The organism is Pseudanabaena cinerea FACHB-1277 (genome assembly GCF_014696345.1).
Taxonomy (GTDB): Bacteria; Cyanobacteriota; Cyanobacteriia; order Pseudanabaenales; family Pseudanabaenaceae; genus Pseudanabaena; species Pseudanabaena cinerea.
Genome location: NZ_JACJPY010000028.1, coordinates 1 through 16098, shown reverse-complemented (window position 1 = coordinate 16098; position 16098 = coordinate 1). Strand labels below are relative to the sequence as shown.

Genomic DNA, 16098 nt, shown 5'->3' with positions numbered 1-16098 from the left:
AGCTTATAGGACTTTGTACTAACTTAAAACCCAGAGGAAATTTTGAAAATGGCTCTCCGTAACGCATAAACCGCCGTATAGCCTATTGAGGAATTGAGTTTGGTTAGTTTGATTGGCGATCGCTATTTATATCGCTATTTATATCAATTTCATTATGATTTGTATTAGTGATAAGCTTAAACAGTAAGTATAAAAGTATTAAAAGCAAAATAAACCAGCAAATTTGGATAATGACTACAATATTTGTCGAGAAGATTCTACTGGCATTAAGCCAAGGGAAAAAAGCCAAAGTAATAAGCTTTTGTGACTGCTCTAAGGAAACCAAATTGGGACGCAGCCCCCAATTATCAAAGTTATTAGTCAACAATGCCATAACATTAATTAGCCTTTGTCCAACTGTAAACATCAATGGTTGATCTTGGATAACATTAAATAACAAGGCATCATTTTGTAGGGATTTAAATTGTAACAACTCCAGATTAGGATCAAAGATAATTGAACTGATTTGAATAATGCTACTAACTATAGTAATTAATATCAAACCTAATTTTTCTAACTTCTTGAATAAGGAGCCATGAATAGGAGCTAAGGGAATTTTAAAAATAAATTTTAGTGCTAGAGGTATAGCCAAAAAGCTAATTAATTGACTGGCAGTAGTTGTGTAGCGGTTGCCCCATGCTCCAGCCCCGCCCCAAAGAAACCAAGTCGAGTAAGTAATAATTGTGGCAAAGAGTAAAAATACTAATGACAATAAAAATGTTCGCAATTTATAGGATAATTCTTGCCAATGTTTGATCGAAATATATAATGTGACAAGGATGAGAGGATTAAACAAAAATATTGATCGATTAGGAGAGAAGAAAAACCCTAAAAATCCATCCATAAATGGCGTTGAGAAAGGAAATGATTTGGGCAATTCGGGAAAAATAGCTTTGACTTGCTCAGTCCAAATACCTGTGTAAGTACCCGTGAAATTGTCAAATCTGAGCCAATGATAAAAACGATCCATACCCAAGAAAGATCCATAGACGATCGCCGCTATAGCTAGATATTTGAAAATTGTCTTTTGTCGAGATCGGTGGCGATCGCCTGCATTTTTAGAATATGTTTGAATCTTAGTTTGTAAGTATAGTGACGATATTGTAAAAATATTTACCGATATGAGGTTGATTGCCAAGGTCAGCCTTACTAGTAAGTTGAAACCGAGGGATAGCATTCCTAAACATAGGAATTTATAGGAATTAGTCGTTAACCAAAGTAAATGAAATAAATAACCGCTAGTAGTTAATAAAAAATCAAGGCTATTTTCTTGATGGGTTTGGCTGTAGTGTAGGAATGTTGTACAGAACAATAGGCTTAAAGCCCCATATATAGACTGACTAGTTGTAAACTCAAGGTTCTTTAGCAAATAGAAACTGGCAATGATCGCCAACACATTTATGAGGGGGAATGTCAAGTATGAAACTATGCCCACAACCTTTGGCTGAGGATGACTATATTGAGACTGAGATTGAGCGCTGACTTCTGAGCTAGTTTTGCTAACTGGTTGTTCGGGACTAATTGCGTTAATTAATGTTTGAGCCATAATATCGGTGGGCAACATAACCAAACTCTGACCAATCCCCCATGTGACATAGCGCTTTTGATCGCGTCCAATCACCGAATAGGTGACTACACCTGAGAAAGCGGTTGATTTATTGGCTACATCATCTGGCAAAACCTCCTCAATCACCTGCGGCGCATCTGTCCACAAAGATCGGGTGACTTGCAACCTATGCAATGTATCTATACTGTTCAAGCTACCCGTGCTAATTAATATTGTTGTAATCGCGGTAATTAAAGCAGGATAAGTAACAGATTTCCAATGTTGTTGCTGGTTTATAGCCATATTATAAAATCTACATACATTTGTCCCCAAATACTAATACCAATTCATAAAAATGCGGCAACAATTTCATAAATTCCATCTCTTTGTGCTTACCCAAAACCTAGCAATAAATCTATTACAGGCTTTTACAGGCTTTCAAAATTTCGCGTAATTAAATTACTGCCATACTTTAACAGAGCGATCGGCTCCGCCACTAACTAGGGTGGATTCTTTGGGGCTGAAACTGAGAGAGAGGATCGGCGCTTGATGGGCTTTGATCACTTGGAGCGTTTTACCAGACTCGCGCTCCCAAATCCGAATCGTTTCATCGGAGCCACCCGACGCGATCGCTGTACCTTCACGATTGATGCTGACAGTTAAGACATTGCCCGTATGTCCTGAGAGGGTTCGCAGCAATTTTCCTGTTGCCACATCCCAAATTTTGACGGTTTGATCTTGGCTGCCACTAATGAGGAATTTACCATCTGGGCTGAAGGCGATCGCATTGACTGGGGCATTATGTCCCGAAATACTTAATATTTCTGCACCAGTCGCCACATCCCACAGCTTAATAGTCTTATCAAAGCTAGCGCTGGCTATGCGCTTGCCATCGGGATGAAATACACTGGCAACCACCTTATCTTTATGACCACTAAAGGTTTTGATCAATTCACCCCGATTCCAATTCCATAGTTTCAGGGTTTGATCGGCACTGCCACTAATCACGGTTTTGCCATCAGGGCTATAGGCGGCGCTGTATACTTGCCCTTCATGCCCTTCTAGGTTGCGAATGGGCTGCCCACTGCGGAAATTCCATAATTTGATCGATTTATCAATGCAGGCTGTGGCAAAGGTATTGCCATTGGGATGGACGGCGATCGCATTGATGCCCGATACAGAGCCGAGGTGATTGGAGAGAGTGCCGAAGGATTGATTATTGCTGACATTCCATAGTTTGAGAGTGCGATCGTAACTGCCACTAGCAAAACTAAACCCATTGGGAAAGAATGCCACTGCTCTCACCCAGCCGCTATGCCCTGTAAGATTGAGCCGCAGTTCGTACTTGGGGATGTTGGCACTAATTGGAGTAGACGCGATTGTGGACTGAGGGGTTGGGGAAGATAGGAAATTAATTTGGGATAAATTTGCTAAGTTCCGTATATTCATCGCGCCCCAACCAATTCCTGCTAGACAAATCATAGCCATTAGCCAGTTTTGAGATGTGCGTCCCATTGACAGGGTTGGCATTGATAGATTTGGCATTGAGAAGTTGTCACCATCTATGGAGGTGGGGATATTTTCGAGATCATAAAGAACTTCTTGAGCACTCTGATAGCGTTCTTGAGGGTGATGCTTTACCATGCGGTTGAGAATGTTGGCGAGTTCGGGACGGATATTGGAACTTCTCATTTGCCAATCTAGGAGATTTAGATCCTCTCGTCTTACTAATTGACTAGGATGCAGCCCCGTTAATAGTTGAATTGCGGTCAAGCCAAGGGCATAGATATCACAACTGGGGGTAAATTGTCCCAGTGATTGCTCAAAGGGCATATAGCTTGGTGTGCCAAGAACTACACCATTTGGGGCGGCGGTGGCGTAAACGCCTTTGAGAATGGCGAAATTAGTCAGCACAAAATGATGATTGGCAGCTTTACGGCGAATTAAATTGCGCGGATTGATGTCACCATGTACCATTTGCGATTGATGGGCATTGTGGAGGCTGGTGAGTAGTTGCTGCAAAAAACGAACTATTTCGGCTTCGCTGTAGAGCTTACCCGTGGCAATTTCATCACTGAGGCGTGTGCCATTAATTACTTCTTCAACGATATAAAATCCCTCCTCCTCTTCAAAATAAGTACTGATTTTAGGAAAATCATTACTGCGATCGCTGAGTTGTTGCAGTTTCGGCACTTCCCTTTGAAAGAGCGATCGCGCCCAGTCGAGTTGCAAATTAGTTTTATTGATTAGGCAAAAGCTTTTGGCAATCCAGCGCGGCATTTCGACAGCGATCGTATCTTCCACCAAGTAAGTTTGGCTATGGGAGTCCTGCTCTAGGGCTTGGACAACCCGAAATCGACCTCCCAAGAGATCCCTAGTCCTGCCTATTGATGCTGTCATTGCCATAGGGTTGCCCTAGATGAATGTGGTGCGGTGATGAGGAGCATTGACGCAAGGCGCTGATGATCCTCAATATCACTTTAGTAATTATAACTAGGTTTTTGATGTTGGCACAACATAGAGAATGCCAGATATTAACGTGAGTGCGACCGCTAACCAAAAAGCAATGATCCCATAGGGGATCTTGATTAATAAAGCCGCGATCGCCACAATTTGCATGACCGTCTTTGCCTTTCCCCATAGGTTTGCCGCGATAATTGGAGCAGGTTTTTCGCCATCATCAGAAGGATCGGCACTAGTATTGGCACTAGTATTGGCACTGGGCGCACCTCGCCATGCGGTGATCAGTAACTCGCGGGTAATCATCAAAAATACCGCCCATGCTGGTACTTGATCTAGCTCAATTAGCAAGAGAAATAGGGCGATCGTCAAGACCTTATCCACCAATGGATCGAGAAATTTGCCAAGCTCAGTTATTTGGTTAAGTTTTCTTGCGAGATAGCCATCTAACCAATCAGTAAGGGCAGCGATCGCAAACACACTCAGGGCGATTAAGCGACTCAATTCACTATCTTGCCAAACGAAGAGACCAAAAATAATCGGCACGGCGATTAATCGTGAAAGTGTGATCCAAGTTGGTAAGGTAATGTTCATAGTTGACCAAGTAATAGATAGATAACAATGCTTTGTGCCGTTACCTATTATTTATCAGTTTCGGTCACGCGCCAGCTTAGTTTGAGATTAAACCAGAAGTTCCAAATCGTGACGATCGCGATCGCGATTAAATTGGCAATATACTTATTGACACCAAAATAGTTGAAAAGCAGATTGAGAATAATTAAGTTCAGTCCAATGCCCAGTAAACAAATTAAATTGAATTTCACAAAGCGTTTAATTAGTTTTTTCCATCCAAATTGTTGCTGAGCCAGATCCCGAAATGTCCAAAGATCATTCCAAAGGAAATTATTAAGAACTGCCACCTCAGCCGCAATCACCTTGCTGCGTGTTAGTCCCCATGCCAATGTCGAAGCATCACTAAGCAAATAGAAGATTGCCATATCCACAAATACACCACTAAATCCAACCAGTCCAAACTTGAGAAAACGTTTGGCAGGGAATCGTAATTTTTGGTGCAGCTTTTGGTGTATTTCTTGGTGCAATTTTTTACGGATTTTGGTAATGCGACCCCGCGATCGCAACCGCAATAGATGCAAAATATAATGGACATATTGCCGCCATGTCACCTTACTCTCTCCTTCCTGTCGCTCTTGGAAAACATAGCCCACCTCCGCCACCGCTTGAATATTGCCGCGCCCCAATACCTCAATCAAAATTTTGTACCCCAAGGGATTCATCGGGCAATTGGCGATCGCTGTCCGCCTTACCATAAAATAACCACTCATAGGATCAGACACCCGCCCAATCACATTGGGCAGAATCAGCAAGCCCAACATTTGAGCGCCCCGCGACAACATCCGCCGCAAAAAGCCCCAATCGCTGACCCCACCACCTGCCACATGACGACTCGCCACCACCAAATCCACACCATCCAGCATCGCATCCAACATTTGCGTCAGCGTCTCAGGTGGATGCTGCAAGTCCCCATCAATCACGCCTAAAATTCTGCCCTGTGCCGCCTGCCAACCGCGAATTACAGCAGTTGAGAGTCCCTTTTCCCCCTGACGGCGCATCACCCGCAGATTTGGATATCTTGGCATCAAGTCTAGTGCCACTTGCCAAGTCAAATCGGGACTATCATCATCCACAATAATTAATTCATAGCATTTATTTAGATTATTTGGATTATTGCTTGATTTCTGTTCAGATTCACTCACAAAATTGCGATCATTACGATCAAACTTACGGTTAAAATATTCGTCCAACAGCCGCGTTAATATTTCCACCAATCTCTCAACATTTTTGCTTTCGTTATAGGTCGGCACAATCAGCGAGAAAATCACCTGTCCTTGATTCGCTTTTGCCAAGCCAACCTCAATAGCAAGATCCTTTACAACTCCAGTTTGAATATTATCTAAATCAGTCAATTCATTAATCAATTCATTAATTTGAAAGGAACCCGATGGTACAGAGGTTAAGGATCTTGTCATTACTGTGAGAATCTTTAGTGGATTTTGCAAGAAATGCTTTACTCGAAGCCCTGTTAAATTACGAACTAAAAGCTTAAATCCGTTGAAACAGGTTGATCATAGAGATGTTTTAGTCTGCTGTAGCTGACCTTAGCTTGCAGCCAAGAAATTGAGTTCTTAGTTAGTTGGCATAAGTCCGAGCAGAGCAATATTTTAGCGCTGATCGTACTTTCTGGGTAAATTTAGCTGATAATGTAGTTGTGCTAAATACTGCCAAAACCCTCAATTTATTATGCTTTCAACCCATTAAGGCTGACAGCACTAAGCGCTCAAACCCAATCAAAAAAATCTTGAGGAGCATTGCTAAGTAATGCTTTTCAAGATTTTCTTGTGACCTGTTTGTCTAAATATTTGCTCAATAACTGCCGTCAGCCCCTACAGACTAGGACAATCCCATGAATAACGTTATGGTTCAAAATGCTGAAAAGACCAGCTTTATTACCCTAGAAGATGTTGGGAAGTCCTATTTGCAACCGAATGGACAGACTATATCAATCATTGAGAATATCAATTGTAAGTTGCAGGTTGGCGAGATTATTGCTTTGTTGGGACCTTCAGGCTCAGGCAAGTCTACTTTGATGCGAATGATTGCGGGTTTGATCCCTCCTTCAAGTGGTAAGGTCAAATATTATAATCGGCAACTCATGGGTTTAAATCCGGGGGTGGCGATCGTTTTCCAAAATTTTGCCCTTTATCCTTGGCTGACGGTTTTAGAAAATGTGGAACTGGGCTTGAAAGCAAAGGGGGAACCGAAGGATGTACGAATGCAAAAGGCGCTGCGAATGATCGATGTGATTGGCTTAGATGGTTTTGAGAATGCCTATCCCAAGGAATTGTCGGGGGGGATGCGGCAGCGTGTTGGTTTTGCGAGGGCTTTGGCGGTGGAGCCAGAATTATTATGTATGGATGAGCCATTTTCGGCATTAGATGTTTTGACTGCGGAAAATCTGCGTTTTGAACTGCTGGATCTATGGATTGAAAGACGTATTCCCACGAAGTCGATTTTGATTGTCACCCATGGGATTGAAGAGGCGGTGACGCTTGCCGATCGCGTGATTGTACTAGGTCGCAACCCTGGACGTATTCGCGCCGATTTGCCCATTAAGCTGCCCCATTACCGCGATCGCAAGAGTCCCGAATTTCAAGCTCTCGTCGATCAAGTTTACAAGATTCTCACTAATCCTGATTTACCTGATTTGTCGACACAGGCTAATCTTGCCAATGCCACCACTGAAGATAAAGCCACCGCCTCGCAGCCTAAATATCAATCTTTACCCCATGTACGAATTGGCTCAGTTGCAGGTTTATTAGAGCTATTGGAAGGGCGGCAGGAGAAGGATATTTATCGTATTGCCCAAGAATTATTGTTAGAAGTGGATGACTTACTGCCCATTGTGGAAGCCAGTAAAGTGTTAGAACTAGTCGTAGTTACGGAAGGGGATATTCAACTAGCGGCGATCGGCGAGAAATTTGTAAAGAGCAGTATTGATGAGCGTAAGGACATGATTAGTAGCCTTTTGCAAAGAAATATCCGCCTAGTGCAGCAAATTTGTCAACTTTTGCAGGCAAAGCGCAATCGGCGCATTTCGGAGGAGCTAGTCCTCGATATATTAGAAAATTATTTTACAACCAAGGAAGCTCAAAGGCAGTTGCGAACTGCGGTGGACTGGGGGCGCTATGCAGAATTATTTAGTTATGATGAACCTTCAGGGGAGATTTTTATCGAAGATAATAGCAATGAGTCAGATGAACCCCAGTAAGTAGCTAGGCATAAGTAAACTAAAAACCTAGAAAGCTGTCCCGCTCGCGTAGCTTCTAGTTTTAGATTTTAATTATGATGGGCTACTTAAAAGCACGACATGGCGTAGCTATTTTGTGCTTTTACTAGAAAGTGCCAGCAATAACTTCCCTAATCTTGTAGAGATTGCCTATGTTTCAGCCCACAATTGATCCCCATTCCCAGTTTCGTTCCAAATGGAGCCTTGGTGATGTTCTCTTACCCTTTGCGATCATTGCTTTTGTTCTTATCATCGTGCAGACCGCCAGTAAATTTGGTGGTGAATACAGCAACAGCTATCAGATCAAACTGTCCCTAACCCTCTTGCCTAACTATGCCTTGCAAACCATTGTCAGAATGCTATCGGCTTATGGAATATCCCTGATTTTTAGTGTCACCTATGCCTATGTTGCTTACCGTTCTAGGCTTTGGTCTAAGATACTAATTCCTTTATTAGATATTTTGCAATCAATTCCTGTATTATCTTTTTTGCCAGCAGTTGTGCTTGCTTTGGTGGGGTTGTTTCCTGGGCAGCGATTGGGTATAGAGTTTGCTTCTATTCTGCTGATCTTTACGGGCATGACTTGGAACATGACCTTTAGTTTCTATCAATCTTTAATTAGCATTCCCAAAGAATTGATCGAAGCGAGTCAAGTATATCGTTTGGGTGCTTGGCAAAGATTTTGGACTTTAGAATTGCCATCGGGGGTGGTGGGTTTGGTGTGGAACAGTGTGATGTCGGTGGCGGGAGGTTGGTTTTTTTTAATGCAAACAGAATCCTTTACCCTATCTAGCCGCGATTTTACTTTACCAGGGCTAGGCTCTTTTCTGAAGGCGGCGGCGGATGCAGGGGACAACTTAGCGATTTTTAGTGGGTTGGCGGTGCTGATTAGCATCATTACCATAATTGATTATTTAGTGTGGCAGCCATTGATCGCATGGGCGGAGAAGTTTAAGAATGAGACGGTGGAAGCATCTCAGGTGCCTGAATCGCAGGTATTGGATTTTCTGCGCCGATCGCCCACGATGCGGATTATTAGCGATCGCCTATTTACGCCACTATCAGAAGCTTTTAATCGGGGTCAAGTGAAGTCCAAGAGTGCAACCCTAGCTCCAACTACAGATCATAAATGGTTGATTTGGATTAATTGGTTATTGATTGGTGTGGTTGGTTTTGTGGTTTTCAGTGGCACAATTGAGGCGATCGCTTTACTGAGTCAACTATCGGTAGCAAAATGGCTTACGGTTATAACTGGTGCATTTTATACTTCCATTCGGGTTGTCATTGTGCTGATTCTATCGCTGATTATTACTGTACCCATTGGCGTAAGGATTGGGCGTGACCCCAAATTAGCGCAGATTTTGCAACCTATTGTGCAGATTGCCGCCTCAGTGCCTGCAACAGCGCTATTTCCTATTTTGTTACTATATCTCGCTAATGTGGGCGGCGGTTTGGACATCGGGGCAGTAGTACTGATGACGATGGGAAGTATGTGGTACATACTCTTTAACGTAATTGCAGGGGCGCAGGCGATTCCTGCGGAGCTTTTTGAGGCGGCAAGAGTATATAAATTATCAACCCTAGAACGTTGGCGCAGCTTGATCCTGCCAGGAATATTCCCCTATCTAATTACGGGCATCATCACGGCGGTGGGTGGTGCGTGGAATGCAAGTATTGCGGGGGAATATATCAGGTTTCAAGGGAGATTACTAACTGCGACAGGCTTGGGTTCCACGATTACCAAAGCTTCTGATGCTGGTGACTTTCCTTTGCTATTGGCTTCCACGATTGTGATGTCGTTATTGGTGGTGTTGACCAATCGACTAGTCTGGCGGCCTCTCTATCAAGTTGCTCAACAAAAATACCAATTAACAGTATAAAAGAAGCAGCCCTAGGGCTGCTTCTTTCGTAAAACTCGAAGATTAGTTGTGGCGCTTCGCGCCGCAACTAATCCTTATAAAACGCTTGCTAATAGAGCTTTTTGGGCGTGTAATCTATTCTCTGCTTCATCCCAAATCTTTGACTGATTACCTTCAATTACATCATTGGTAATCTCTTCGCCACGGTGGGCAGGTAGACAATGCAAGGCGATCGCATCTGGATCGGCAAGTTTCATCAACTGGGCATTGAGTTGGTAAGGTTGAAAAATGGGAATCCGATCCTGTGCCTCCGACTCCTGACCCATACTTGCCCAGACATCGGTATACAAAACCTGCGCCGCTTGTGCTGCTAGTTGCGGATCGTCTGTGACAATTACTTCCGAATTTATGGCTAAAGCTTTTGCTTGAGCAACGATCGCAGGATCGGGGGCAAAATCTTGAGGGCAAGCAATCCTGACATTCATGCCCACCAGAGCGCAGCCAATCATGAGCGAATGCGCCATGTTATTGCCATCGCCAAGATAGGTAAGGGTTAGCCCCTTAAGATTGCCGAAATTTTCCTTGACTGTGAGCAGATCGGCAAGTACTTGGCAGGGATGCTCTAGATCGCTGAGGGCATTGATAATTGGCATTTTACAATGCTTGGCAAAGGTTTCTAGCTCCGCTTGCTCAAAGGTGCGAATTGCCAACACATCTAAATAGCGGTCTAGAACCCTAGCGGTATCTTCTATTGGTTCCCCCCGACTAACCTGTGTAACATTGGGATCTAGGTCAATCACATGACCGCCCAATTGGTGCATAGCGACCGTAAAACTTACCCTTGTACGTGTGGAGGCTTTACGAAAGAGTAGCCCAAGGGTTTTGCGCTGAAAGTCAAACTGCACTGCGCCTGATTTTAGTTGTTGAGCAAGGGTGAGCAGGTCTTGTATTTCCTGTGGTTGCAAATCTGCCAAGCTAAGGAGATCGCGTCCTTTGAGGTTTCCCATGATGTTTGTGTAGAAAAAAGCTCTTTTGATGACTCTATCATCAGCTTACAAGGGATCTCGCGTTTGTACTCTGATTTACCGAAAACCTAAGGTTTGATGATTAGGATGATTAGCAAGATGCGCTTATTTTCAACCTTAGGATTTTTATTTTTCCTAATCTAAGTGGCTGCAACTATAATATTTGCAAATATTATCTCTGCTCTTCAGCAACTGTCTTGGCACAATTTACGTCTTAGCTGTTTATTTAGCTGTTTATGAAATCGCCCAACTCGCCAAAATCACCGCCCAACTCGCCAAAATCACCGCCTCCCAAATCAAGGTTGATGACCCAAGTTTCTCAACTGACGCGGACGGTTGGCGAAGCTTTAAAGATTAATCCTAAAGAGCGTGTGCCTAAGCTGGAGGTGCGTCGATCGCATCAGGATCGTCCTGAAGTTCATGATTTAGTTGGCGATCGCTATATTTTGGGGCGCAATACTAGCAAATGTGACATCGTAATCCAAACGCCTCTGGTGAGCCAAATTCATGCTCAAATTGTGCGCGATCGCTCTCAAAAAAAGTCACAATTCATTCTTCAAGATCAAGACTCCACCAATGGCATCTATCGCCAAAAGCAAAGATTAAAGTCAGTGCCACTAAAGCACAAAATGCAAATCACCCTGGGTCCCCCAGAGATGCAGGATGCGGCGATCATTCGCTATCTCGATCCGCCGCCTTGGTATATCCGATCGCTGCAATATACAGGGCTAGGCATTGGCGCGATTGCAGGGGCATTGATTTTGGCGATCGCTTGGGAAGTGAGCAAAGTCCCTGATTTAAAACCACTACCCGTTACCCAGCAAGGTCCTGTGGAAGTGTTGGCGGGGGACGGCATCAAGCGCTTAGATCCCACCGATATTGCTAACCATACGGAATATGCTACCCTTGGCGAATTTGGTCAGTTCATCCCCAAAGCCGTGATCGCCTCTGAGGATACCTCTTTCTATTGGAATATTGGGGTTGATCCTTGGGGCGTGGCGAGGGCGATCGTTACTAATGTACAAACCAGAGGCGAACGATTAGAGGGAGCCAGCACGATTACCCAACAGTTAGCCCGTAATATTCTTGGTAAGACCTATGTAGGCACTGATGACTCCGCAGGGCGTAAGTGGCGAGAGGCTGCTGCCGCCATCAAACTCACCTTTACCTACAACAAAGATGAGATCATGCGCCTCTATCTCAACCGTGCCTATGCAGGCTATGGGGTCTATGGCTTTAAGGATGCCGCAAAGTTGTATTTCAATAAAGAAGCATCGCAATTAACCCTGTCAGAGGCGGCAACCCTTGTGGGGCTATTACCTTCTCCTGAAACGATCAACCCTTTTAAAAACAAAAACCTCGCCATTGAATATCGCAATCGCATTCTCAATCGCATGGCGGAACTGGGGATGATCAGTGACCAAGACGCGGATCGGGCTAGGCGATCGGTTTTAATTCTCAATGAAGCCGCTAAGACTAAATTACAGGGATCGACTGCGCCATACTATTACAGCTATGTTTTTGAGGAGTTAGAAGAGCTACTTGGCAAAAATTTTGCCCGCGAAGGCAATATTGTGGTGGAGACTAACTTGGATCTGGCAATGCAAAGGGCGGCAGACAAAGCACTCAAGGATGCAGTGGCAAACGATGGCGGCGCTTACGGGTTTAGTCAGGGGGCGATTGTTACAGTTAATTCTGAAGATGGCTCGCTATTGGCGATGACGGGTGGCGTAAGCTATCAGGCAAGCCAATTTAACCGTGCTTCTCAGGCGCTGCGCCAACCAGGGTCGACTTTCAAGTTATTTAGTTATGCGGCGGCGATCGATCAGGGTATTTCGCCAAATACTGCCTTTGGTTGTAGCTCATTGTCAGGTGTGGCGGGTTGCCGTGGTGGTGCTGGGGCGATCGATATGTATCGCGGTTTTGCCCAGTCGGAAAATGTGGTGGCGATCAGAGTGGCGGAACGGGCAGGACTAAATAAGGTCGTCGAGATGGCGAAGAATCTGGGCATTACTGCCAAGCTCGATGAATCTAGCAATATGGTATTAGGTGGCAATGAGGTCAAGATTTTGGAAATGGCGGGGGCTTATGCTGCTGTCGTCAATCAGGGTAGATATTTCAAGCCCCATGCAATTAGGCGCATTCTGGATACTAATGATTGCAAAAATCCCAAGGATCGTCAAACCTGCCGTGTAGTCTGGGATGCGAAAACTGCGATCGTGCCAAGGCAAGCGCTGGATGCAGGTGTAGCAAGTGTGATGGTGGATCTGATGCGTGGGGTCGTTGCTAGTGGGACAGGGGGCAGTGCTGCCATTCCGCAAGCTGAGGCGATCGGCAAAACTGGCACTACCGATGAAGCGCGGGATCTGTGGTTTATCGGCGCTGTGCCAAGGCGCAATCTGGTCACGGCGGTGTGGTTAGGTAATGATGAAGGGGTGACTAGTGGCTCTAGTGGCATTGCGGCTAGTGTCTGGGGTAACTACATGAGTCAAGCTGTTCGTTAAAATTTTTTACGAAAGTTTGTCCAAAAGCGCTTGACGACTACCATAGGTGCTGTAGTATAAAATTCGTCTCAAATTAATTCTCAAGGAAATTGCTATGCATCGCCGCAAATCTACGATGCCCAGAAAGTTCCTTTGAATTTCGAGCCAGTGCAAAGCGCTGTAATTAAGCAACATACCTAAGCAACGTAATCAAGCAACATAATCAAGCAACATAATCAAGCAACATAGGAGCTATATCTGTGAATAAAGGTGAATTGGTAGATGCGATCGCTGAAAAAGTATCGGTATCTAAAAAAAATATTGAAGTGATTGTCACGGCTGCCCTCGAATCAATTGTTGATGCTGTGGCAGAAGGCGATCGCGTAACTTTGGTGGGTTTTGGTTCCTTTGAACCCCGCGAGCGTCAAGAGCGGGAAGGTCGCAATCCTCGGACTGGCGAAAAGATGCTTATTGCTGCCACCCGTGTTCCTGCCTTCTCTGCGGGTAAGCAGTTCAAAGAGAAGGTTGTTGAGTAGTTAGAACTTGAAACTCTGGCTTTACAACCTATTGAGGCTTTGAGGGATACAGGGAAAATTTTGAAAGCGGCGCTTCGCGCCGCTTTCAAAATTTTCTCTCGTTTTTGCCTAGGTTGGGCAATTCCACTTAATTTGGAGAAGAAGAAATCCGCATACTGATGTCTAGCCAAGGCGATCGCGTCACCATTGCCGATGTGGAAATATAGTCTACGCCTAAGTTTGCCACCGATGCGATCGTCTCTAGGGTAATATTGCCTGAGGCCTCGATCTTGGTGCGGGGGCTGGAGTGGCGAATAAGTGCGATCGCCTCTTGCATCATTGCTAGGGGCATATTGTCTAACATAATTACATCTAAATTAAGTCGAATTGCTTCTTTAACTTGGATAATTGATTCGGTTTCCACTTCAATAGCTGTTGTGAAGGGAATATGTTCGCGCACAAGGTTAACTGCCGCCGTAATGCCTCCCGCCGCCGCAATATGATTATCTTTGAGCATCACCGCATCATCGAGTCCGTAGCGATGATTGATTGCCCCGCCGATGTATGTGGCATATTTCTCAAGAATTCGCATCCCTGGCGTGGTTTTGCGGGTGTCGACAAGGCGCGTGGAGGTATGGGCGATCGCTTGTACGTATTGGGCTGTGAGGGTGGCGATTCCCGATAAAGGCATTGCCAAATTTAAAGCAACTCGTTCGCCCATGAGCAATGTGGCAAGGCTTCCGCGAATTTCGGCGATCGCCTGACCTGCTTTTACCGATTGTCCTTCTTGGGCGATCGCCTCAAAACTTACAGTCCCATCTAGCAATTGAAATACTCTAGATGCGATCGGTATTCCAGCTATTACACCATCTGCTTTGGCAACCCACACCGCCCGACCATCAGGGGCATTGCCCTTAGGAAATATGCCCATGGTTGAGCGATCGCCGCGCCCAATATCTTCACGCAACCAATCACCGATCAAGGGGTCAAGCACTATAAATGGCGGTAACATCACATTAAACAAGTTCTAAATTGGGATTCGCTAATTTTTTTCATAATTTTTTTAATCGGGGACTAAATTTTCCAGTGCTGCGCCGATCACCCGATAGTCCTGATCTTTACGCAAAGCAGCGATCGCCGCTTTTGCTGAGGGTTGCTCAAACTGCATTAACGCATAGGCAACCCGTACCCTAATATACTCTAATTCCGAATCCTTAAGTTGCAATAAACTCGCTAGGGCAACATCACTGAGATGGGATTTAGAAAGGGAACTTAAGCCATCAATGGACGCTTCATGTAGCGGGGCATCTTCACCTTTTAAACCCAGAAGACAAACCTCTAAAATTTCTGGATAACATTCCATTTCCACAAGTGCCGCGAGGATACTCCGTCTTACTAACCAATGGTCATCGGTGACAAAGGCTTGCACCAAATGGGAAGCAGCAATGCGATCAAATAACGAGATGGAATTAGCAGCTTCAGCACGAACATTAGGCGTGTTGTCGTAGCGCATAATTTGCAACAGGGCGGCAAAGGATTCTGAGGTTTTTTGTCTTCCTAATTCCCTTGCTACAAAAGTACGCACTAAGAACTCTGAATCGTGGATATGTCTAGTTAGTATAGGAATAGCAACATCTGGGGAATAGTCTTTGAGGGCAGCGATTGCCTTAATGCGATATTGAAAGTCTGGATTTTGAAGATTTATTTCAATTTGTGGAAGATCCATGGGAAACGTGGGGGCGATAATTGCTGTATGCTAAATAATTTATGCTAAACGAGAAAGTCCGTGATTTGATCAAAAAGTCTAATATTGTCAGTTTTGCCCTTTGGCAGAATCATTATAGCGATGCTGTCATCCAAATATTTCAGGCAGCAGATTCCCAAAAATGTTATCTCAGTGATGCTGATTTGCAAGCTTTGCAGACGATCGCGAGTATCGATGGTTTGGCGATCGCTAAATATTTTCCTTTAGTGCAGAGCCTGCGGGATCGGGCAACGGAAATCGTAGATCTGGCAAGATCTGAAGTTTTGCAAACATTTCCACAGATCACAGAGGAGGGCGGTGGACTATATCCGACAGAACGCGCAAATGCTTGCTGGCGAGACTTTTGGCACTTTCTGCGTTGTATCACCTATGGTATTGCAGGGCAGCGAACCGACTATCTCAGTGTTGAGGGTCTAAAGCACATGAATTTGCTCTATCAGCTTACTTTTCCCGTTAAGTATGAATTTGAGCAAGAAGCCAGCCCTGACAAAGTTCGCGTAAATTAGACCAGCCACGCCAGAGGACTTGAATACCAATGGGA

Annotated in this window: 13 protein-coding genes; 6 read left to right on the top strand and 7 right to left on the bottom strand. The window is 44.6% G+C overall.

What is annotated here, in order from left to right:
- Positions 1-103 precede the first annotated feature (103 nt).
- The 4 genes from H6F44_RS10460 to H6F44_RS10445 all read right to left on the bottom strand — a co-directional run bounded on the left by H6F44_RS10460 (position 104) and on the right by H6F44_RS10445 (position 6093).
- Entirely contained in the window at positions 104-1888 is a 1785-nt protein-coding gene (locus H6F44_RS10460) for a hypothetical protein (protein ID WP_190350903.1), read from the bottom strand.
- Positions 1889-2044: 156 nt separating this feature from the next.
- The gene (locus tag H6F44_RS10455) at positions 2045-3985 is read right to left on the bottom strand and encodes a serine/threonine-protein kinase (protein WP_190350902.1); all 1941 of its coding nucleotides are present in this window, start codon (positions 3983-3985) and stop codon (positions 2045-2047) included.
- 93 nt (positions 3986-4078) lie between these two features.
- Positions 4079-4633: a CDP-diacylglycerol--glycerol-3-phosphate 3-phosphatidyltransferase gene (gene pgsA, locus H6F44_RS10450; protein ID WP_190350938.1), complete on the bottom strand. Its 555-nt coding sequence runs from the start codon at positions 4631-4633 to the stop codon at positions 4079-4081.
- 53 nt (positions 4634-4686) lie between these two features.
- Positions 4687-6093 (bottom strand): glycosyltransferase, encoded by a 1407-nt coding sequence (locus H6F44_RS10445; RefSeq protein WP_190350901.1) that lies wholly within the window; start codon positions 6091-6093, stop codon positions 4687-4689.
- Between the two features lie 446 nt (positions 6094-6539).
- On the opposite strand from H6F44_RS10445, the gene H6F44_RS10440 reads away from it, so the two are divergent.
- Entirely contained in the window at positions 6540-7892 is a 1353-nt protein-coding gene (locus H6F44_RS10440) for an ABC transporter ATP-binding protein (RefSeq protein WP_190350937.1), read from the top strand.
- A 170-nt stretch (positions 7893-8062) separates the two neighbouring features.
- Positions 8063-9790 carry an ABC transporter permease gene (locus H6F44_RS10435; RefSeq protein ID WP_190350900.1) on the top strand — a complete coding sequence of 576 codons (1728 nt, stop codon included), beginning with the start codon at positions 8063-8065 and terminating at the stop codon, positions 9788-9790.
- 74 nt (positions 9791-9864) lie between these two features.
- Here the strand turns inward: H6F44_RS10435 and argF are convergent, their stop codons facing one another.
- Positions 9865-10776 carry an ornithine carbamoyltransferase gene (argF, locus tag H6F44_RS10430; protein ID WP_190350899.1) on the bottom strand — a complete coding sequence of 304 codons (912 nt, stop codon included), beginning with the start codon at positions 10774-10776 and terminating at the stop codon, positions 9865-9867.
- A gap of 181 nt (positions 10777-10957) precedes the next feature.
- Here argF and H6F44_RS23155 point away from each other — a divergent pair, with 181 nt between their 5' ends.
- The 3 genes from H6F44_RS23155 (at position 10958) to H6F44_RS10420 (ending at position 13813) form a co-directional block, all read left to right on the top strand.
- On the top strand, positions 10958-11152 hold the full coding sequence (locus H6F44_RS23155; RefSeq protein ID WP_242016527.1) for a hypothetical protein: 195 nt from the start codon (positions 10958-10960) through the stop codon (positions 11150-11152).
- Positions 11100-13298, top strand: a complete 2199-nt coding sequence (locus tag H6F44_RS10425) for a transglycosylase domain-containing protein (RefSeq protein ID WP_242016526.1) — start codon at positions 11100-11102, stop codon at positions 13296-13298. Before H6F44_RS23155 ends, H6F44_RS10425 begins: the two co-directional genes overlap by 53 nt.
- 239 nt (positions 13299-13537) lie before the next feature.
- The gene (locus H6F44_RS10420) at positions 13538-13813 is read left to right on the top strand and encodes an HU family DNA-binding protein (RefSeq protein ID WP_190350897.1); all 276 of its coding nucleotides are present in this window, start codon (positions 13538-13540) and stop codon (positions 13811-13813) included.
- Between the two features lie 127 nt (positions 13814-13940).
- Here the strand turns inward: H6F44_RS10420 and nadC are convergent, their stop codons facing one another.
- Positions 13941-14804 carry a carboxylating nicotinate-nucleotide diphosphorylase gene (nadC, locus tag H6F44_RS10415; RefSeq protein ID WP_190350896.1) on the bottom strand — a complete coding sequence of 288 codons (864 nt, stop codon included), beginning with the start codon at positions 14802-14804 and terminating at the stop codon, positions 13941-13943.
- A 51-nt stretch (positions 14805-14855) separates the two neighbouring features.
- The gene (locus H6F44_RS10410; protein WP_190350895.1) at positions 14856-15518 is read right to left on the bottom strand and encodes a HEAT repeat domain-containing protein; all 663 of its coding nucleotides are present in this window, start codon (positions 15516-15518) and stop codon (positions 14856-14858) included.
- A gap of 41 nt (positions 15519-15559) precedes the next feature.
- Here H6F44_RS10410 and H6F44_RS10405 point away from each other — a divergent pair, with 41 nt between their 5' ends.
- On the top strand, positions 15560-16063 hold the full coding sequence (locus tag H6F44_RS10405) for a globin family protein (RefSeq protein WP_190350894.1): 504 nt from the start codon (positions 15560-15562) through the stop codon (positions 16061-16063).
- Positions 16064-16098: the final 35 nt, after the last annotated feature.

Coding starts and splice junctions, on each gene's coding strand:
- H6F44_RS10410 (WP_190350895.1), bottom strand. CDS start 15,518: ATGGATCTTCCACAAATTGAAATAAATCTTCAAAATCCAGACTTTCAA.
- H6F44_RS10455 (WP_190350902.1), bottom strand. CDS start 3,985: ATGACAGCATCAATAGGCAGGACTAGGGATCTCTTGGGAGGTCGATTT.
- argF (WP_190350899.1), bottom strand. CDS start 10,776: ATGGGAAACCTCAAAGGACGCGATCTCCTTAGCTTGGCAGATTTGCAA.
- H6F44_RS10445 (WP_190350901.1), bottom strand. CDS start 6,093: ATGACAAGATCCTTAACCTCTGTACCATCGGGTTCCTTTCAAATTAAT.
- H6F44_RS10460 (WP_190350903.1), bottom strand. CDS start 1,888: ATGGCTATAAACCAGCAACAACATTGGAAATCTGTTACTTATCCTGCT.
- H6F44_RS10425 (WP_242016526.1), top strand. CDS start 11,100: ATGACCCAAGTTTCTCAACTGACGCGGACGGTTGGCGAAGCTTTAAAG.
- H6F44_RS10435 (WP_190350900.1), top strand. CDS start 8,063: ATGTTTCAGCCCACAATTGATCCCCATTCCCAGTTTCGTTCCAAATGG.
- H6F44_RS10440 (WP_190350937.1), top strand. CDS start 6,540: ATGGTTCAAAATGCTGAAAAGACCAGCTTTATTACCCTAGAAGATGTT.
- nadC (WP_190350896.1), bottom strand. CDS start 14,804: ATGTTACCGCCATTTATAGTGCTTGACCCCTTGATCGGTGATTGGTTG.
- H6F44_RS10405 (WP_190350894.1), top strand. CDS start 15,560: ATGCTAAACGAGAAAGTCCGTGATTTGATCAAAAAGTCTAATATTGTC.